General features: G+C 61.5%; 14 protein-coding genes and 1 pseudogene. 10 read left to right on the forward strand and 5 right to left on the reverse strand.

The window, feature by feature from the left end:
• The first annotated feature begins 39 nt into the window (after positions 1 to 39).
• Positions 40 to 1,386 carry an MFS transporter gene (locus SB753_RS05100; protein WP_410799299.1) on the forward strand — a complete coding sequence of 449 codons (1,347 nt, stop codon included), beginning with the start codon at positions 40 to 42 and terminating at the stop codon, positions 1,384 to 1,386.
• Between the two features lie 123 nt (positions 1,387 to 1,509).
• Here SB753_RS05100 and SB753_RS05105 read toward each other — a convergent pair whose 3' ends face one another.
• Entirely contained in the window at positions 1,510 to 4,443 is a 2,934-nt protein-coding gene (locus SB753_RS05105; RefSeq protein WP_410799301.1) for an EAL domain-containing protein, read from the reverse strand.
• Between the two features lie 329 nt (positions 4,444 to 4,772).
• Here SB753_RS05105 and SB753_RS05110 point away from each other — a divergent pair, with 329 nt between their 5' ends.
• The 7 genes and pseudogenes from SB753_RS05110 (at position 4,773) to SB753_RS05140 (ending at position 12,741) form a co-directional block, all read left to right on the forward strand.
• Positions 4,773 to 6,011, forward strand: coding sequence for an MFS transporter (locus SB753_RS05110; protein WP_020066595.1), 1,239 nt, complete (start codon positions 4,773 to 4,775; stop codon positions 6,009 to 6,011).
• Positions 6,012 to 6,072: 61 nt separating this feature from the next.
• Positions 6,073 to 6,999, forward strand: coding sequence for a LysR family transcriptional regulator (locus SB753_RS05115; RefSeq protein ID WP_227471191.1), 927 nt, complete (start codon positions 6,073 to 6,075; stop codon positions 6,997 to 6,999).
• An 89-nt stretch (positions 7,000 to 7,088) separates the two neighbouring features.
• On the forward strand, positions 7,089 to 8,630 hold the full coding sequence (locus SB753_RS05120) for an amidase (RefSeq protein WP_410799303.1): 1,542 nt from the start codon (positions 7,089 to 7,091) through the stop codon (positions 8,628 to 8,630).
• 6 nt (positions 8,631 to 8,636) lie between these two features.
• Positions 8,637 to 9,998, forward strand: a complete 1,362-nt coding sequence (dsdA, locus tag SB753_RS05125; protein ID WP_087753573.1) for a D-serine ammonia-lyase — start codon at positions 8,637 to 8,639, stop codon at positions 9,996 to 9,998.
• A gap of 329 nt (positions 9,999 to 10,327) precedes the next feature.
• Positions 10,328 to 10,546 (forward strand): annotated as a pseudogene (locus SB753_RS05130) (DDE-type integrase/transposase/recombinase); the annotation flags it as partial.
• Between the two features lie 42 nt (positions 10,547 to 10,588).
• Positions 10,589 to 11,560, forward strand: a complete 972-nt coding sequence (locus tag SB753_RS05135) for an LLM class oxidoreductase (protein WP_410799304.1) — start codon at positions 10,589 to 10,591, stop codon at positions 11,558 to 11,560.
• Between the two features lie 137 nt (positions 11,561 to 11,697).
• Positions 11,698 to 12,741, forward strand: coding sequence for an SDR family oxidoreductase (locus SB753_RS05140; protein ID WP_410799306.1), 1,044 nt, complete (start codon positions 11,698 to 11,700; stop codon positions 12,739 to 12,741).
• A gap of 132 nt (positions 12,742 to 12,873) precedes the next feature.
• Here the strand turns inward: SB753_RS05140 and SB753_RS05145 are convergent, their stop codons facing one another.
• The 3 genes from SB753_RS05145 to SB753_RS05155 form a co-directional block, all read right to left on the reverse strand.
• Entirely contained in the window at positions 12,874 to 13,893 is a 1,020-nt protein-coding gene (locus tag SB753_RS05145) for an aldo/keto reductase (protein ID WP_410799308.1), read from the reverse strand.
• Between the two features lie 80 nt (positions 13,894 to 13,973).
• Positions 13,974 to 14,840 (reverse strand): NmrA family NAD(P)-binding protein, encoded by an 867-nt coding sequence (locus SB753_RS05150; protein WP_410799309.1) that lies wholly within the window; start codon positions 14,838 to 14,840, stop codon positions 13,974 to 13,976.
• Positions 14,841 to 14,903: 63 nt separating this feature from the next.
• Positions 14,904 to 16,217, reverse strand: a complete 1,314-nt coding sequence (locus SB753_RS05155) for a serine hydrolase domain-containing protein (protein WP_410799311.1) — start codon at positions 16,215 to 16,217, stop codon at positions 14,904 to 14,906.
• A 282-nt stretch (positions 16,218 to 16,499) separates the two neighbouring features.
• On the opposite strand from SB753_RS05155, the gene SB753_RS05160 reads away from it, so the two are divergent.
• Positions 16,500 to 17,432 carry a LysR family transcriptional regulator gene (locus tag SB753_RS05160; RefSeq protein ID WP_410799312.1) on the forward strand — a complete coding sequence of 311 codons (933 nt, stop codon included), beginning with the start codon at positions 16,500 to 16,502 and terminating at the stop codon, positions 17,430 to 17,432.
• A gap of 248 nt (positions 17,433 to 17,680) precedes the next feature.
• Positions 17,681 to 18,307, forward strand: coding sequence for a LysE family translocator (locus SB753_RS05165; RefSeq protein ID WP_020066606.1), 627 nt, complete (start codon positions 17,681 to 17,683; stop codon positions 18,305 to 18,307).
• Positions 18,308 to 18,346: 39 nt separating this feature from the next.
• On the opposite strand, the gene SB753_RS05170 is transcribed toward SB753_RS05165, so the two are convergent.
• Positions 18,347 to 19,762 carry a PLP-dependent aminotransferase family protein gene (locus SB753_RS05170; protein ID WP_410799313.1) on the reverse strand — a complete coding sequence of 472 codons (1,416 nt, stop codon included), beginning with the start codon at positions 19,760 to 19,762 and terminating at the stop codon, positions 18,347 to 18,349.
• Positions 19,763 to 19,959: the final 197 nt, after the last annotated feature.

A 19,959-nucleotide genomic window follows, 5' to 3' on the forward strand; every position in this document is an offset into this window, starting at 1 on the left:
AGGGTTGCTTCGACCGGCCCGTATAAAACACAGTGATCGATGAAAGTCCCCAAAACGTCTGCTAATGCTGAGCCCACGGCGGCCGACCGCGGCAAGATCGCACGCCCGGTCGCAGGCGCCATTGCACCGCACAATTCGCACAACCCGGACGATCCGCATGGGTCGCACGCTCCGCACGATTCGCGCGCTCGCAGCATCGCTCTCGCGGCGAGCCTCGCTTTGATCGCTTTTTCGCTGCGCACGCCGATCACGAGCGTGGGTCCGATCCTGCTCGAAGCAGTGCGGGCCACCAACCTTTCGCGCACGGGCGCGAGCGTGCTGACGACATTGCCGTCACTATGCTTCGGTCTTTTCGGACCGCTCGCGCCGCTACTCGCGCGGCGCCTCGGCAGTGAACGCGCATTGCTCGCGCTGCTGTTGCTGCTCACGCTGGGTACTGCGTTGCGCGTCTTTCCCGTGTGGGAGGCGTTGTATCTCGGCCAGATTGTGGCCTGCTTCGCCATCGGCTTGATGAATGTGTTGTTGCCGGGCGTAGTGAAGCGCGACTTCACGCACCACGTTCCGCTGATGACCGGAGTCTACAGCGCGGCAATGTGCGTCGGCGCCGCCGCGGCGGCGGCCGGGACGGTCCCCGCGGCCCATGCGATCGAATACCTGCTGGGCGGCGCGAGCGGCAACTCCTGGGCATGGGCACTGGCGCTGTGGGCGTTGCCCGTCGCGTTGGCCACGCTGGTCTGGGGCGTGCGTCTGCCGAAGAAGTCGACCCACGCAGGAAGACACGCGCAAGTCGTTCGCGGATTGTGGCGGGATCCGCTTGCGTGGAAGGTCACGCTGTTCATGGGTTTGCAATCGTCGCTGGCGTATATCGTGTTCGGCTGGCTGCCCACGGTGCTTCGCACGCGTGGCATGAGTGCGGTCGATGCCGGTTTCATGCTGTCGCTCAGCGTGGTCACGCAGGCCGCGTCGTCGCTACTGCTGCCGTTTCTGCTGGCGCGACTGCGCGATCAGCGCGCGGTGAATGTGGGGGCGTTACTGTCGACAGGCGTGGGGCTGATGGGCTGTTTCTTCGCGCCTGCGTCAACCATGTGGATCTGGGCGCTGCTTCTCGGCGCCTCGCAAGGCGCGGCGTTCACGCTCGCGCTCACCGTCATCGGCTTGCGCTCGTACGATTCGCACGTGGCCGCGCAACTCTCCAGCATGGCTCAGGGCATCGGCTATCTGATCGCGTCGTGTGGGCCGTTCATCGCCGGATCGCTGCTCCATGCAACCGGCTCGCTTTACAGTCTCGCTGCTTTGTGCGCGGGTATCTGCGTCGTGTCTGCATGGTTCGGCTATGCAGCGGGGCGACGGGAACACGTTAACGCGCATCTCGAGTCGACGCATTGAAGACGCAATAAATACGCTGCCGCCGAGGGCAATGGCCCGTTCGTAGCCGACGTGCGCCGTGACATCACGCGTCATGGCAACGTATCGGAAAGGCTCAACAAGGTCCGCTGGATCGCGGCGCGATTAGCTGACCTGCTGCTCAGCGGGTACGAGCCATTGCCTCGCCTTGCCCGCGCTCAATGCCTCAACCAGTTCGGCGAGCGGCATGGGTCTGCCGATGTAGTAGCCTTGCGCCTCGGTTGCGCCGATGTCCCGCAATGCAGCCAAAGCGACCGCATCTTCGACACCTTCGGCCACCACGCCCAGACCGAGCGATTCCGCCATCCGCACGATCGCCCGGACGATGGCGCGCGTGCGCGGACTCGACGTCAAGCCGACGATGAACGATTTGTCGACTTTCAGCGCACTGAAGTGATACTGATGCACATAGCTGAGCGATGAAAAGCCGGTGCCGAAGTCGTCGAGCACCACCGACACGCCGTTGTCGATCAGATGCTGCATCGTCTGCCGGGCGACTTCCGGCTCCGCGATCAACGCGCCTTCAGTCAGTTCCAGACGCACGCGCGACGGTGCGACGCCGTGCTGTTGCAGCAGCGCGAGTACGTCGCCGGCGAACTCCGCGCGCGTCATGCTGTAGCTCGAACAGTTGACATGGACGGGAGGCCAGCCGGCGTGCGCAGGCTGCGCGAGAATTGCCGCGACGCAATTGAGCATGTAGAGATCGAGCCGGCCGATCAGCCGCAGTCCTTCCATCGCCGGCAGGAATTCTCCCGGCGCGAGCAGGCGGCCATCTTCCTGCCGCCAGCGTACCAATGCTTCGAGCGAGGTCAGACGGCCTGTGATCGTGCAGATGATCGGCTGGAAGAACGGGATCAGTTCGTCGTCGCGTTTAAGCGCATTTCGTAATGCGCCTTCGCGCCGCATCCGGTCCGAGACCTCATGGCGCAACTCCTGATTGAACACCACGTAACTATCGCGGCCACCGTTTTTCGCGCGATACATCGCCGTGTCGGCGTCGCGCAACAGGTCGGCCGGTTCCCTATGGAATTCATGCTCGGCGGTCACGATGCCAATGCTGCATGACGAGAAAACGACGTGATCGTCGATATGAAACGGCAGGTCGAACACCGACAATATCCGCTCGGCGATGGTGACTGCCGCTTCGAGCGACGCTTCGGGCGAGAGGATCGCAAACTCGTCTCCCCCGAGGCGCGCGAGCATATCGGTTCTGCTCAGGCAGTCGCGCAGCCGTTTCGCCGCCGACACCAGCAGCTGATCGCCGAAATGATGGCCGAGACTGTCGTTGACTACCTTGAAGCGGTCCAGATCGAGGAACATCACGACCAACCGTCTTCCGGAATCCAGATGCCGGATCCATTCCGCGCCGAGCCGCTCGAGAAGATGGCTGCGATTGGGCAGCCCGGTTAACGAGTCGTGAAAATTCTCATGCAACAGTTGCGCGTTGGCCCTATCCAGTTCGCGAGTGCGCTCCTGCACGCGCGCCTCCAGTTCGAGGTTCGCGGCATACAGTGCATCGGCGGCGCTTCGTCGCGACAATGCCGTATCGATGTGACGCGAGACGAACGTCAGCAACTCCTGATCACGGGGCGTGTACTGTACGTCGGTCGAATAGCTCTGCACCGCGAGCATGCCTCGCACCTTACCCGCTTCGAAAAGCGGCACACCTAGCCACGAACGCAGATTCAGGTGGTCGTGGTCGAGTTCGACCTTGCCGTCGCGGATCAGGCGCTCCGCATCGGTACGATTGAAAAGACACGGTCGACGCTGTGCAATAACGTATTCCGTGAAGCCGCGTTTATAGCGCCTCGGAGCCGGCTGCTCGTCAACCAGTTCATCGACGTAATAGGGGAAAGAAACCGTTGCTGTCGCCTCGTCATACAGTGCGATATAGAAGTTGTGCACGTACAGCAGCTCGCCCAGAATGCGATGCAGGCTGCGGAAGAACTCGACCATGTCCCCCGACGCGCTCGACAACTCCGCGATACTGAAAAGCGCACTTTGCAGATGTTCCGCGCGTTTTCGCTCGGCCACTTCCTGCCGGAGTGCGTCATTCAGTTCCGAGAGTTCCGATGTCCGGCGCGCTACGATATTTTCGAGGTTCGCCCGGTGAAGAATGCGGTCTAGCGCCATTGCCACATGACGCGCGACCACGAGAAACAGCGCCCGGTCGTCGGCGCTGTATATGCGCGATACGTCATAGACCTGCATGGCGATCATGCCGAATACTTCGTCGGACGCGTTCTTCAACGGCGCGCCCATCCAGAATTCGGGGCGATCTCCAACGCAAAAGAAGCGGCCTGCCGCTTCCGCCTCCTGAATTCCGGCGGCGTCGATCAATAACGGCTGTCCGGTCGTCAGGACCTGCGCGGTCAGCGACAAACGATCCGGATCGAGCATGTCATAGCTTTCGGATTCGAGTGCGTCGACGTCGATCACATCCACATAATACGGATACGTGATACGTCTGCTTTCCGGTTCATACAGCGCGAGATAAAAGTTCTCTGCATCGATTATTGTGGCCAGCTGCTGGTGAACGGCATGCAGGAACGCGGAACGTTCGCCGGTCGAACTTGCCAGGTACGCGATTTCGTGGAGCACGCGCTGCGTGTGTTGCGCGCGCACGAGCGCGTCGCCAAGCAGTTGCAGTCCCAATGTGTTGGCAAATGCCGCGAGCGCTTCGTCGTTCGCGTCCTTTAGCGGCGCGAGCAGCCAGCCCAGCGCTTTGTCGCCGGTTCCGGTCGGCCAGCAATGTAATGCTTGCGACTCGCAAAACGGGACTAACGCGTCGTTCGCGAGGGCGTCGGGCCAGACCGTTTCGGCCCCGGAATATGCCGCAAGGCGCAGCTTGTCTCCCGCGCGATACCATGCCCAGTCCCGCCCGCGCATTCGATCGCGGGAGGCTTGAAGCAGTGTATCGATCCGCGCTGCCGTCGTTACCGACGTAGTCAGGTCCGCCTCTGGATTTGCGACATCGGTGGTCTGGTTATCGCTCTGACCTTTTCCCCAGTCGCGTCGGTGTCCGGAAACAATATTCATCAACGCTCCATGCATCTCTCATTCTGCATGCATTAAATCAGGTAGCGACCGGCCCCGGTCCGCGTGCCTTTTGTAATTTGCCTACCCGCTATCTGATAACGGCATCAAGGCCTCGATACTTTATCCCAACCCGTTTCCGGCCCATTTAGATGGCTGTCATTCCCGTGCCCGATCAATGCGCGATGCGTGATTTTTCGGAAAGCAAGCGTTCGGAATATGTCACTTGCCCATGCATTTGTGGCTACCTAGCATCAGTCCGACTAGTCGCAGTGGGAGCGCTCGGTACAGCCGGAGCGGGCCCGATCTTTCCTCTCAGACAGACTCTCACGATGATCGACCCCAATAAAAGCAGGCGCGCCAGTATCGCGGTATTCGCGCTGCTCTATCTCGGCTACTGCATTTCGTACATAGATCGCGCGGCGATTGCGCTGTCGCTCGTCGCCATCGGCAAGGAATTCAACGTTGGATCGGCGGCGCTCGGCGTCGTCATGAGCACCTTCTATATCAGCTACGCCGCGATGCAGATACCCGGCGGCTGGATCGCGGATCGCTGGGGCAGCAAAAAGGTCATCGTCGTATCGGTGGCATTCTGGTCGCTGTTCACGCTGATGACGGGTCTCGCATGGTCGCTCGCCTCGCTGATCGCGATCCGCTTTATCTTTGGTCTCGGCGAAGGCGGTTATCCCGGCGCCGCCGTGAAGGGCGTCACCGAATCGTGCGCGCGTGCCGATCGCCCGAAAATGTCCGCATTGCTGATGTCGTCGAACTACGTGGGCAGCTTTATTGCTCCGCTTGCGATCGCGCCTCTCATTCTGTACCTGGGATGGCGTCACGCGTTCGTCGTGGCGGGCATTGCCGGCGTCGTGTTCGCGCTGTTCTACCTGTTCGCCGTCAAGGACACGCATCAGAAGCGCGATGCGTCGGGCCGTGCCACGCGCATCGACGGTGCGGCGACGCGCGCGCTCCTCAAGATGCCGCTGATGTGGAAGATCCTGCTCACGTGGTTCGGCATGGGCATCGTCAACAAAGGCCTGGATGCATGGATGCCCGCGTATCTGCTGACCGAACGTCATCTCGATCTGAAAGCGGTCGGCATGTTGACGCCGCTGCCCTTCGTCGCCGCGAGCATTTCGACGGCGCTCGGCGGCTGGATTCTCACACGCTGGTTCGATGGCCGCGAGAAATGGCTGATGGCCGCGTGCTGCGTGATCTCCGGCTTTTTCCTCTACGAGATGTATACGGCTGAAACCGTGACCGGCGTGATCGCATATCAATCGATCGTGTATTTCTTCAAGTCCTTCGTATTCGCGGGTGTCTTCGCGCTGCCCACGAAGTTCCTCCCACAGAAGTTGATCGGTACGGGCGCAGGCATGGTGAACTTCGGCGGACAGGTAGCAGGTTTCGTCGCGCCGGCTGTCATTGGGCTGCTCGTGTCCATGACGGGCAACTACAACGCCGTGTTCGGCTTCCTGATCGCGGCAACGGCGCTCGCGGCGGTCACGAGCCTGTCGATTGGACTCGCAAGCGAAAACGATGCGCGCCGTCTGGGAACCGCTGAAGAAGCCTGATTGCATGATCGCAGTGTGCGGGCGCTATGATGCGGACTACGCGTCACTACATCGATCCAGCATGAACGCCCGCATTCTTCAGGAAGCCGCTGTCCGTTACTTTCTCGAAGTCGTCAATACCGGGTCCATCGCCGACGCCGCGCATCGGCTGAACGTCGTGCCGTCGGCGGTGAGCCGGCAAATCACGCGGCTCGAAGGCGAACTCGGCATGCCGCTCTTTGTGCGGCAATCGCGCGGCATGGTGCCGAGCAAAGCAGGAGAAATGCTCGCAGCCTATGCGCGGCGCTCGCAACTGGACGCCGAACAGATTTCGCTCGAAATCGACGCGCTTCGCGGCGAGGCGGCCCGCAGGATTCGCATTGCATGCACCGAAGGTTTCGCGGCAGCTTTTCTGCCGCGCGCAATGGCCGATTTCCGCCGCACCGTCGCGCCCGCATCGTTCGAAGTCGTGGTGGATACCGCCGCTGGCGTCACCCAGCGTGTCCGCGAAGCCGGAGCCGATGTCGGCCTGACCTTCAGCTTCGGTCCTGCGAAGGACATTCATGTCGCGTTCTCAGCGCCTTCGCCCATGTTCGCGATCGTTGCGGCGTCGCATCCGCTCGCGTCATCGCCGCAGGTTTCGTTTCGCGAATTGCTCGCCTATCCGCTCGCGTTGCCCGGCGCTCATTCGACGCTGCATACGCTCATCGATATCTATTGCAGCCGCGAAGGCGTAGCTTGCAAGAGCGTGCTGAGCAGCGCGACGCTAGAAACGCTGCTCGGCTTCACGCTCGCAAGCGACGCGGTCACGTTCAGCGGCGAACTCTTCGTGCGTCCGCGTCTCGCGACGGGGGAACTGGTCGCGTTGCCTGTGCCCGAGTTCGCGACAAGCGAACGCGCCATCGAAATCCAAACGCTCGCGCGGCGCGAATTGCCGCCGCTTCTGCAGTCGTTCGTCGAGCGCTTGAGCGACGAACTAACGCCGCCGGCGAGCGTTGTCCAAAAGTGAAGTCAGCGTTCGATAAACATCACTAGCCGCTCAATTTCTCGTCGTCTACATTGAGCGCACTCTTTGTATCATTGCCAAAGGATCGCTCGATGACCGACCGTCACGAACTCACGCGTCATAGCGCCGTCGCGCTGCGTGCGCTCTTGCAGGCGCGCGAAATCTCCGCCGTTGAATTGCTGGATGCCTGCATTGCGCGCATAGAAGCGCTCAATCCGTATGTGAACGCGATCACCGCAACGAGCTTCGAGCGCGCTCGCCTCGAAGCGCGCGCCGCCGATGCCGCGTTCGCGCGTAGCGCCACGCTGGGGCCGCTGCACGGCCTGCCGATCGCCATCAAGGATCTCGAAGAGACCGAAGGCATTCTGACGACGTACGGCTCGCCGCTGTATCGGGCGAACGTGCCCGCACGCGACAACACGCTCGTACGGCGTTTGCGCGCGGCGGGCGCGATCGTCGTCGGCAAGACGAATGTGCCCGAATTGGGCGCTGGCGCGAACAGTTTCAATCCCGTTTGGGGCGCAACAGGCAACCCGTTCGATCCGCGCCTGAACGCCGGCGGATCGTCGGGCGGATCGGCGGCTGCGCTCGCACTCGACATGGTGCCGCTTGCAAGCGGATCCGACACGGGCGGCTCGTTGCGCATTCCTGCTGCGAAGTGCGGTGTGGTCGGATTGCGCACATCGCCGGGACTCGTGCCAAGCGACCGCAAGCCGCTGGGCTGGACACCGATTGCCGTTGTCGGGCCGATGGGGCGCAACGTCGAAGACACGTGGCTGCAACTTGCGGCGACGGTCGGGCAATCGGACAGCGATCCGCTCGGCTATCCGTTCACAATGGCGCCCACGATGGACGGCCGCGCGCTCACCGACCTGTCGAAGCTGCGTATCGGCTACACCGAAGACTTCGGCGTCTGTGAAGTCGATGATGAGATCCGCGCCGTGTTCCGCCGCAAGATCGAATTCCTGCGCGGCCATGTCGCCGTTTGCGAGCCGGTCGAAGTCGATTTCGAAGGCGCGCATCGCTGCTTCGACGTGCTGCGCGCGGAGGCTTTCGTCGCGGGCCTGCAAAAGGCCTACGAAACCAATCCTGAACTGCTCGGGCCGAATCCGCGTGCGAACTACGAAATGGGCATCGGCATGGGACTCGCCGATTGCGTGCGCGCGCACGCAGATCAAACGCGGCTGTTCCGCCAATTCCAGACGCTGTTCGACCGCTACGATCTGATCCTGTCGCCAACCACGCCCGTGTCGCCGTTCCCCTGGACGCAGCCGTATCTGAAGTCCGTGAACGGCGTCGAGCTGGAAAACTACTATCGTTGGCTCGCGTTGACCTATGTGGTGACGCTCGCGACAAACCCGGCCTTGTCGTTGCCATGCGGCGTCGATCATCGCGGCATGCCGTTCGGGCTTCAGATGATTGGGGCGTTCCGCGGCGATCTCACGTTGCTCGATGCAGCGCGCGCATTCGAAACGCTCTTCGCGTCGTCCGATGAAACACGCCGTCCGATCCCCGATGCCGCGAAACTGCGCACATCGAATGTCGATCTCAAGTCCATCGTCACACACCCGCCCGTGTTCGATGCGGCGGCTCCTTCGAACAATTCCGCTTCTTCTTCAACGTCCGCCGTCTGACCGAACATGATCGATTCCATTTATGGGAAGCCGCTCGACGCGTGGCTTCGCGACTATCCGCTCTTGCGACCGCTCATGGAGCTTCAGCCTGTTGAATGGTTCAACCCGGCTGTCGCGCCGCTGGTCGATGCGATTGACGACATTCCGCTCGATGCATCCGATGTCGCCGATGCGAGCGCACGCCTGCAACGGTTCGCACCGCTGCTCGCGCAAACCTTCGACGATGTGCGCGAAGCGGGCGGCATCATCGAATCGCCGTTGACCGAAGTGCCCTTGTTCGCGGACGCATTGAGCCGGCGCTACGCCGTCGAGGCACCTCGTCGCCTGCTACTCAAGCAGGATAGTCATCTGCCCGTTTCCGGTTCGATCAAGGCGCGCGGCGGCATCTATGAAGTGCTCTTTCATGCTGAGCAACTCGCGATACGCCACGGCCTGCTGAATGAAGGCGACGATTACCGCGTGCTCGCCACCGACGCGTGCCGCGCGCTCTTTCGCAAGCACAGCATCGCGGTAGGCTCGACGGGTAACCTGGGCATGTCGATCGGCATCGCGAGCGCGACGCTCGGCTTCACAACTACCGTGCACATGTCCGCCGACGCACGTCAATGGAAGAAAGACCGCCTGCGCGCGCACGGCGTAACGGTCATCGAATATGCGGGCGATTACGGCGAAGCGATCGAGAGCGGCCGGCGTCTCGCGTCGAACGATCCGCTGTGCCACTTCGTCGACGATGAGAATTCGACCACACTGTTTCTGGGTTACGCAGTCGCGGGCGAACGCCTCAAACGCCAGCTCGATCTCGCGAACGTTGCTGTCGATGCCGGGCATCCGCTTTTCGTCTATTTGCCATGCGGCGTCGGCGGCGGTCCAGGCGGCGTCGCTTTCGGTCTGAAGCTCGCGTTCGGCGATGCGGTGCATTGCGTCTTCGCGGAGCCGACGCACTCGCCATGCATGTTGATGGGCGTGCTTACCGGTTTGCACGAGAAGCTCGCAGTACAAGACTTCGGTATCGACAACCTGACGGCGGCCGACGGACTCGCGGTCGGTCGCCCATCGGGCTTCGTCGGCCGCGCGATGCAGCGGATGATCGACGGCTACTACACGATCGACGACCGCGAGTTGTACGCCCTTCTCGCACTGATGGCGGACACTCAGGCCATTCGGCTGGAGCCGTCCGCGCTTGCGGGCGCGCCGGGCTTCGCGCGGGTATCGAAAGAAGCTCAGGGCTATCGCGCGCGCATGACTCTAGGCGACGCAGCCATGCGCAATGCGACACACGTCATCTGGGCGACGGGCGGCGGCATGGTGCCGGAGGTTGAGATGTCGGCTTATCTGCAAACCGGCCGCGCCGCGTTGTACGGCGCGTAGACATCTGGCGGCGCGGTTTCCGGCGCCGCCACCTCCATGCGCGTCCACAGTTGTTTCGAAATGCTGCTCACTCACGCCCGCACGCGAAGCGTCGGCTAGACAGCGTCGTGAACGACATCGTGCAGTGCTCCCGCGAAGACCGTCCCTCTTATCGGTTCAGTACTTCAGACAAGTCGCGATGAAGCAAGATTTCGACACGTTTTGACAGAAACTGGAAAGAAACGCCGGCCCTCTCCCCCTAGACTTAATCCCGTCACCCGAAGGGTGGTGGTGCAAGTATTCGCGCAAAGCCCTGCTGCCCGAGGACACGAAGGTTCGATGCTCAGTGTCTCAACAACCGGATCAAGCAGGACCATCGCAACGTAAAGTCCAGAACAAACGCGATGCCCAGCTTCAAACGTTTCAGGAAAGCGGCCACCACCGTAGCGGGCATTGAGTTGATGCACCGCATTCGCAAGGGGCAATTTCGCCCGAATTGCCTGTACCTCAAAGATACCAGCATGCCTACCGCCTGGGATTTGGTCCTGCTGCTCAACAAGGTGTCCTGATCTGGTGGCGTTAGCTCCCCGAAATCGTCTATCTGCCAGAGCATGTTTACTCCGAATTCCATTCCCTATCAGCAACAACCTGGCTTTCAGCGCACCTACCGCCAAGGCCGCCTGAGCCCGGGTCTTTTCTTTCCCCTCGAAGCCTTCACCGGCGATACGCCGAGTATGTTGGACCAGGTGAGCTTGGCCCAACGTGCCGAAAAGCTGGGTTTCTCTGCCCTCTGGTTCCGCGACGTGCCGTTACGCGATCCCAGCTTCGGTGATTCGGGCCAGGTCTTCGATCCCTGGGTCTACCTGGGTTTTATGACGGCACACACTCGCTCGATTGCGCTGGGTACCGCGTCGGTCATCCTGCCAATCCGCAATCCCCTACACACAGCCAAGGCCGCAACCAGTGTCGATCAGCTCAGTGGTGGCCGCCTGCTGCTCGGCGTGGCTTCCGGTGACCGTCCAGTAGAGTTTCCAGCATTCGGTGTCGACCCGGAGCAACGCGGCAGCCTGTTCCGCGAATACCTCAAGGTGTTTCGCGAGGTTCAGCTCACCAGTTTCGTGCCTTTGACCTGGCCCGGCGGCAGGCTTGAGGGGGCAGATTTGATTCCCAAGCCGACCACGGCGGAAATTCCTTTTTTCGTCACCGGCCATAGCCGCCAGACACTTGAGTGGATCGCCCGCTACAGTCATGGCTGGATCACCTATCCGCGCGCACCGAAGGCTCAGCAGCTGATTGTCGAGCGCTGGCGCACGGCGGTTCGTGCCGAATGTGGTGAACAGTTCAAACCCTTCACTCAGTCGCTATACATCGACCTGACAGATAACCCGCAGACACCACCACGGCCGATCCACCTGGGCTATCAACTGGGGCGATATCACCTGACCGCGCTGCTGCACAGCTTGCAGGAGGAGGTCGGCGTGAACCATGTGATCATCAATTTGAAATACGGCCAACGCTCCGCGGGTGATGTCATTGAGGAACTCGGTCAGTTCGTTCTACCTGACTTCGTGATGTCGACATGAGCCGGCATGGTGCTGGAAAGCACCGCACGGGGAAGCCCACGCTCAGGTGGTCGAGACCTGACCGAAGAAGGCCAGGATGCGAACCGCGATACTCTCGCGCGGCATTCAATTGACGAATCTCTGGAGAGCGGACGAACATGAAAACAGTGGTCGTAGCAGGCGCGGTCGGAGTTATCGGACGCGGAGTACTCGCACACTATGAACCGAGGGGCGTCGGCCTGGTCGCCGTTTCCCGACGCGCACCTGATTTCCCGACGCGCGCCAGGCATTTGGCGGTCGACCTGCTGGACAGGGAGTCCTGCGAGGCGCTACTTGCACAAGTACCGGAAGCGACGCATCTCGTGTTCGCAGCCTACCAGGAGAAGCCGACGCCTGCGGAACTGGTCGAGGTGAATCTGCGGATGCTGAAGAACATGGTTGAGGTTATGGAGAAGCACGCGCCGAACCTGCAGCACGTCACGCTGATGCAGGGAGGCAAGGCATACGGCGTGCATATTGGCCCGATTCCGTCGCCCGCGAAGGAGAGCGATCCGCGCCATATGCCACCGAACTTCTATTACGACCAGGAGGATTTCCTTCGGGAACGTTCAGTCGGCAAATCATGGTCCTGGACTGCATTGCGTCCCGAGGGTGTTGCAGGGGTTGCCGTGGGCAATCCCATGAATCTGCTGATGGTGATTGCAGTCTATGGAACGTTAGCGAAGGCCCTGGGCGTTCCAATGTCTTTTCCCGGCCCCCGCGCCGCTTTCGACGCGCTCTACCAGATTACCGATACTCGAATTCTCGCGAGCGCCGTCGATTGGGCGGGCGAGACCGACGCATGCCGAGGCGAGATTTACAACATCACGAATGGCGATTACTTCAGATGGTCTCGCGTTTGGCCGCGTCTGGCGCAGTTTTTCGATGTGTCGGCCGGTGAGCCGTTCCCCATGCTGTTACAACAGATGATGGCCGACAAGGCAGAGCTGTGGAACAGTCTGGTCGAGAAGCACAACCTTCGACACTACCCGTACGACCAGATCGTGTCGTGGAAGTTTGGCGACATGATTTTCAAAACGACCTTTGACAACATCTCTAGCACGATAAAGGCGCGCAAACATGGCTTCCATGATTGCATCGATTCGGAGGAGATGTACATCGAGATGCTGACCGAACTCAGGGAGCAACGCTACATTCCCTGATTGTGCTGTGTGTCCGGTGGTACGTGGCCTATCTGCCGCATGTCGATCAGGACGAGAGTAGTGGCGTGACAGTGCCACAGACTTTCCCCATTCAACCGCCTCGCGCAGGCAAGACTCCCAACGTCCCGCCACTCATCCGAACACGCGATCCCGGTCATGGAAGCGTTGCATCCAATAGGGGAACGGCACTGATGGTTCAGATACTTTATCGAGCCGCGCGCACTGCTCGGAGGTTAGTACGAGATTCTGTGCATCGAGATTAGCTGCGAGTTGCTCACACGTGCGGGCTCCGACGATGACAGAAGTGATCTGCTCGCGCGCGAGCAACCAGCCTAATGAGACTTGAGCCGGCGTGGCCCCCAGTTCGTCGGCGACTTCACGCAATACTGCGAGGATCGGCTCCGCCCTGACTGTATCGACCGGCGGAAAGTCGAGCTTCGCACGCCGCCCGGCGGCTTGGTCATTCTGCGAGTACTTGCCGCTCAGGTAGCCACCTGCGAGCGGACTCCAGACAAAAAGGCCGATTCTGTTTGTCGCTGCAACCGGCATGATTTCGTGTTCGATATCGCGGCTCGTCAGCGAGTAGTGCACCTGATTGCTGACGACATGAGCTCGATCGGTACGGGACGTTATGCCGACGGCCCGCTCGAGATCGCCTGCACTGAAATTGCACACACCAATATGGCGGACCTTGCCCTGGGTGACGAGGTCGTCGAGCACGCGAAGCGTCTCGTCGAGCGGAACCAGCGCGTCACGGTCATGCAACTGGAACAGGTCGATGTGATCGCGACCCAGTCTCTTCAGGCTTGTCTCGACCGAGCGCATGATGTGTGAGCGGCCCAATCCTACTTCGTTCTGGCCGGTGCCGGTGCGTAGCCGAACCTTGGTCGCGACGAGCATTCGATCTTCGTCCAGCCCCAGCGCTTTCAGGACATGGCCCACGACCTCTTCTGAGCGACCCTGCGAGTAGGCGTCCGCCGTGTCGATCAGGTTAACGCCGCGTTCCACGGCCATTGCGACGAGCCGGGCGGCCTGATCGCTGTCCAAGCCGGCAATACTGCCCCAGATGCCCGAGCCAGCTCCAAAAGTCATTGCGCCCAGGCTCAGCCGTGAAACCCGTAGACCAGTTCTGCCAAGCGTGCTGTATTCCATCGTGTATTCCTGGTTTAAACGAAATCGTGATGTATCGGTAAAGTAAGACCCTGAGTCCACGCATCCCGCATCGGCTCTGGTCAGGTGCGACGCGACACAAGCTCGCCCAGAACGGTCTCCAGTTCGACGTGGCCGCGCAAGATTTCGTCAGAACTGCTTTCGAAATCGATCCAGCCTTCGTTGAAGCCGTCCAGCATGCGCATGCGGGGCATAGGATGTTTCATGCCCTGCGTGCGGAACAGCGCTTCCCACGTCTGCCTTTCGACGGCTTCCGCACGTACAGGACGACTCAACACACTGGCGAAAGCCGCTGCGAGATCGTTAGGACTCGCCCGGCGTGGACCCTCAAGCTCGACGACGCGCACACCGCGCCACGTCTGCTGAAGCAGTTCGGCAGCAACGCGGCCCACGTCCGCGGTGGCGACCATCGGCACAGGCTTGTCGAGCGGCTGCAGGTAACTGGCAATGACGCCATTGTCGCTTGCAGACGCAACATCCCACGCGGCGTTCTCCATGAACCAGCCAGGCCGCAGGAACGTCACGGGCATCGGCATCTCGCGCAGCGCCTGCTCCATCAGCGTGCGTTGAGTGAGCAGGTTGACCTCGTCGGCCTGTGCGCCGATCGTCGAGAGGCAAACGACCTTGTCGGGCCGCGCCTTCAGGAGTGCTGCGCACACAGCCTCTATCACTGTGCGCGCTTCAGGAAACCCGGGCTCCGGATCGAACTCCGAAGGCGGCAGGATGAATACGCCCGTCGCGCCTTCGAATGCGGCAGCGAGCGACGAAGGGTCTTCCATGAAAGCCGTCGCGATCTCGCAACCTCGCTCTGCCCACGCCTCTGCCCGCGTCGCATCGCGCACGACTGCGCGGAGCGGCTGACCAGCAGCCAGCAGTTCGCGGGCCACTGCGCCGCCCACCTTGCCGGTGATTCCTGTGATTGCATACATTGCTCGTTCTCCATGTGTGGATATATCGGTTGACGCAGGGTGAATGTGCCGACGGTCAATCGCTCAGGCGCGACGCAAACCGTCGTAAAACGCCTCCTCGAACTGTCCGTAGAGGTCCACTACGCGCGCATCGTAGAAGGGCAGCATCTGCGTAAAGAGCGATCCGGCGACCCGCTTGACCGGATCCACCCAGAAGTAGGTGTTCAACAATCCGGCCCAACTCACACTGCCTGCGCTTCGTCCGTGGGGTCCTTGCTCTGTATTGATGTCGAACGACAGCCCCCACTTGTGCGCGGTGCCAGGAAACTGATCGAAGCTGTTCGACCACGACGGCTGCGCCGTCTTCATTTCCGCGACCTGCAGATCGCCAATGTGATTGCGGAACATCGTCGCGACGGTGTCGGCGCGTAGCACGCGTTCGCCGCGATACGTGCCGCCGTTCAACAGCATCTGCAGGAACGCCATGTAGTCGCGCGGCGTGCTGAAGAGTCCGCCTCCGCCCATGAAAAATTCGGGGCGCTGGTTGGTTTCGAACGGCTCAGGCGCGAGTGAGCCGTCCGCCTGACGCCTATGCATGGTGGCGACGCGCTGCTTCTGCTCGCTACCGATGAGAAATCCCGTGTCGCGCATGCTCAGCGGATCGAAGATGTGCTCACGGAAGTAGACTTCCAGCGACTGATCGGTCACGGCCTCGACCAGTTTGCCGACCCAGTCCATGCTGATGCCGTACTCCCAGCGCTCGCCCGGCTCGAACTCGAGCGGCGCCGCGAATGCACCGTTCATCGAATAGCCGATGTCCGGCATGCCCGTCACCGTCTCGTACCGGCTGAGCTTGTCGCTCCAGATGCTGTACGTAAATCCGGAGGTATGCGTGAGGAGATGGCGTACCGTGATCGCATTGCGAGCGGGACGCAGCCTGGGTTGCCCGGAGACGTCGAATCCGTCGAGGATTTGAGGCGACTTTAATTGCGGCAGGATTTCGCCCGCGGGTTGATCCAGCCGCAGTCTGCCCTGCTCGATGAGTTGCATGCACGCGGTTGCGGTAATCGCCTTTGTCATCGACAGGAGCCAGAAGACTGTGTCGGGACTAATGGCCTCGCCGGTGCGGGCGTTCGCCCGGCCACACGCTCCCTCGTAAACCAGTCCGCGGTCGGTTGCGCCCATGGCGACAACACCGGCAACCGTGCCATCGTCCACTGCCCGCTGCAGGCATTGATCGATCGAACTGTAGGCCGGGTGACGGGCCAGCGCGGCGTCGCCACTCGCGCGCGGCGATACTGCCCGCGCGTCGCGGCTTGCGACGCCACCAAGTGTCGCAAGAGCCAGCAGGCTCGACGCACCCTTCAGAAGACGACGACGATCTGTTTGAACTGCCATTTTCCGTTTCTTCCCGAATGAATGAATCGCGGCATTACAGTGCTTTAGTGATGGGCGAAAACGCGCGCCGCGAGCGGTTTCCGTTGAAGCGTCCAGCGGATGTTTCGGTGAGACGTATTCTGGCCAAGCACTTAAAGAAACAAAATGACATGGATGTCATCAGATAAGTGACAGAGCGTCACCGATTTGGCATGATCAACGGACACGTCCACTGCTGCGCGGCGCAGCGTTCGATTTCACGCGGTCGATTGCGCTCCGCCAAACGTATTAACTCGAGCAACCATGAGATCCAGTAGCGAGAAGCTTTCCGGCAGCATTAGCGTGTTCGCCGCCGTAGTGGATGCGGGAACGTTTGTGGCCGCGTCGGAGGTAATAGGAATGACGCCGCCGGGCGTCAGTCGGGCGATTGCGCGGCTGGAAAAAAGGTTGAACATCCGGCTCTTCAGCCGGACAACGCGCTCCGTCTCCCTGACTGAAGAGGGCCGCCGCTTTTACGAGCAGGTCATGCCCCATCTCGCCGGACTTGAGGAAGCAGCGGCCGCTGCCGCAGGCGGCGCGTCCGCTGTGCGTGGAAAGCTGAGAATCAATCTGGATCCTGTCGTCTACCGGACCATTCTCGGGCAACAACTCGATGCGTTCATGGACGCACACCCCGAACTCGAAATCGAGTTCATCGCGCGAGACAGTCTTGGCGACCTCGTCATGGACGGCTTCGACCTCGCCGTGCGATTCGGCGAACCCAAAGCGTCTACCCTGATCGCGAGAAAGCTGCTCGACACCCGCGTCGTGACGGTCGCAGCGCCCTCGTACGTTGCTCGCTGGGGACGGCCAGCAAAACCCGAGGACCTGCAAGGTCGAAGCCACAGATGCCTTGAATTCCGCAACCCGGAGACAGGCAAGCCGTTCCAGTGGGAATTTCATCGCAAGCGGAAACGCATTGTGGTCGACACTCAGGGACGACTCACGGTCAACGATCCGGGTGCCTTGCTCAACGCATGTCTCGCCGGTTCCGGGATTGCGCAGATGTTGCTGTTCGGTGCCGAGCCCCTGATTGCCGACGGCCGGTTGGTCAATCTCTTTCCCGAGTGGGTAGACGAACGGTATCCGTTATACGTCTACTACGCATCCCGGCACCACGTGCCGGCAAAGACCCGTGCTTTTCTTGACTTCGTGGTGGAACTGACAGGCAATCACGAGCGCGCCGGCACGCGCTAGTGCTGTTTCGGCGAACTGGCGAGGCAATATCGAATGGCCAGTCAAGTATGGGTTGCGGTCTGCCATGATCCGGTTACGAACGTCCAGTTCTGGCCGGAAGTAAATCGCGTCGTTCTACCGTAGTCACGTGCGGTCCCAACAGTGCGCAGGCGTCTGTACCGGACACCATCCTCAAATCCGTACAGGTACTGTACCGGCAACGCTCGCTAGAATGCTCCAAAGTCCTCTGCCAGCCTTTGGAGTCCGCCATGTCTTACTTCACGCTCAGCGCGCTGCCAGCCGGCATCCTGTTCGCGCTCGTCACAACGATCACGCCAGGTCCGAACAACACCATGCTGCTGGCTTCGGGCGTCAACTTCGGTTTTCGCCGCACGTTGCCGCATCTGTCGGGTATTAGCGCCGGCGTGGTGCTGTTGATGCTGTCGGTGGGCATCGGTCTCGGCGAAGCCTTCATTCAGTTCCCGGTGCTCTACACGGTGCTCGAAGTCGCGAGCGTTGCGTACCTGCTTTACCTCGCGTGGAAAATCGGCACGTCCGGCGAATTGAAAGTAAAGCAGGGCGAGCGCAGGCCAATGAAATTCTATGAAGCCATCGCTTTCCAGTGGGTCAATCCGAAGGCATGGATGATGGTATTGACCGCCGCCACCACGATCCATTTGAGCGAGAGCTACAGCATGAACGCGATAGCAATGGCGGCGCTGTTCTATGTGATCGGCTTTCCGTGCATCTGCCTGTGGGCCGGTTTTGGCACCGCTATGCGCCGCGTGCTGTCCGACCCGAAGCGCCTGCGCGTCTTCAATATCGCAATGGCGCTGCTGCTGGTCTGCTCGCTCTATCCGATCGCACTGAAGCTGATCGACACCATCCGCGCGTGAGCGCGTGGGCACTCTTTTCATCCGGGCACCTGCGTGCGGCTAGATCACGCCACGCCCAACCTGCTCGATGAAGCGCCACAACGCGTCGTCGGTTGAATACGGGGCGTTGAAGCGGAACCATGCGCTCGGCGCGTCGTCGGGACGGAAGTAGGAGCCGGGCGCAAGCCAGATGCCGTGCGTGAGCGCGGCGGTCGCCACGTCGCCGGCGCGCGCGGCGTCGATCGGCAAACGCGCCCATAAAAAAAGCCCTGCGCGCGGGCGATGAAACACTTCGAGCCCGAGCGAATCCAGCCGCTCCTCGACGGTTGCGTGCGCGAGCTTCAGCCGCTCGTTCACGGCTTCCACGTGGCGCGCGTAGCGCCCTTCGAGCAGCACTTTGTCCACGATCCGCTCGATCGCTTCCGACGACGTCAGCCCCACCGCCATCTTCGTGCGCGCCAGCTCACGCAACACCGCGCGCTCCGCGACCACATAGCCGCAGCGCAGCCCCGGCGTTACCGTCTTCGAAAAACCGCTGACATACAGCACGCGCTGCAAGCCTTCCATTGCGGCGAAAAGCGGCGCACCGGACGGCGCCAGCTCGCGGCTCACGTCGTCCTCGATCACCCACATGCGCTGACGCTCGGCGATCTGCAGCAAGCGAAACGCGGCTGACATGCCGAAGGTCGCGCCGGTCGGATTCTGCAGCGTCGTGTTGACGAAAATGGCCTTGGGCTTGTGCTGCGCGACGAGCGTTTCGAGTACATCGGTATCGACACCGGCGGGCGTGCGCGGCACGCCATGCACGACCAGTCCCGCCAGCTTGAGAATCTGCAGCAGGTTGCAATAACCCGGATCTTCGACGATCACCGAATCTCCCGCGCGCAGCAAGGTACGCACGATCAGGTCGAGCCCCTGCGTCGCGCCTTGCGTGAGCAACACGTTCGACACGTCGACCGGCAAGCCGCGCCGGTCGAGCTGCTCCGCGATGCGCTCGCGCAACGGCGCGAACCCGTATGGATGCCCGTAATCGCCGAACCGCGCCGCAGGCACGCGGCTCATCGCACGCAGCGCGTGCTGCAGACCCGTTTCGTTGATCCACTCGTTCGGCAGCCAGCCGCCGCCCGCCTTGATCGGCACCGAATGATCGGCGAACACGTCGGACAGGAGCCAGGTCGCGGTGAGGCTCGGCGGCTGCCAGTCGGTCACCGCGGGCCGCGCGGACGACGGGCGCGCCGCCACGCGATACCCGGAGCCGCGCCGGGCGACCACGAGCCCCATCGACACGAGACGGTTGTACGCTTCTGTCACCGTGAACGTACTGAGTTCGTGACTCTGGGCCAGTTGCCGGACGGAGGGCAGCAACGCGCCCGCGCGTAACGATTGAGCCTCGATCGCCCGGGTGAAGCCTTGCACAACCTGTTCGACCAGGGTCGGAGCGGCGCGCCGGTCGCGCTCGAGGTTCAATTCGATCATGGTCAGGACGAAAAAGGCGGCCTCGGGCAGGCACTAAGTGAATGAAGGGGAAACGGCGCGCGGCCGCCTGCCGTTCGACGCTCGATCCGCGCTAGATTCACGCGATGCGCGTCGACACAGTTACCGCGAATCCACCAACACAGTTAGCGCGACACTGCGTCAACTGTTTATGCCGCCATTAAACCGCGAACGCTACA

The sequence above is a fragment of the Paraburkholderia sp. SIMBA_053 genome (genome assembly GCF_046534895.1).
Lineage (GTDB): Bacteria > Pseudomonadota > Gammaproteobacteria > Burkholderiales > Burkholderiaceae > Paraburkholderia > Paraburkholderia caledonica.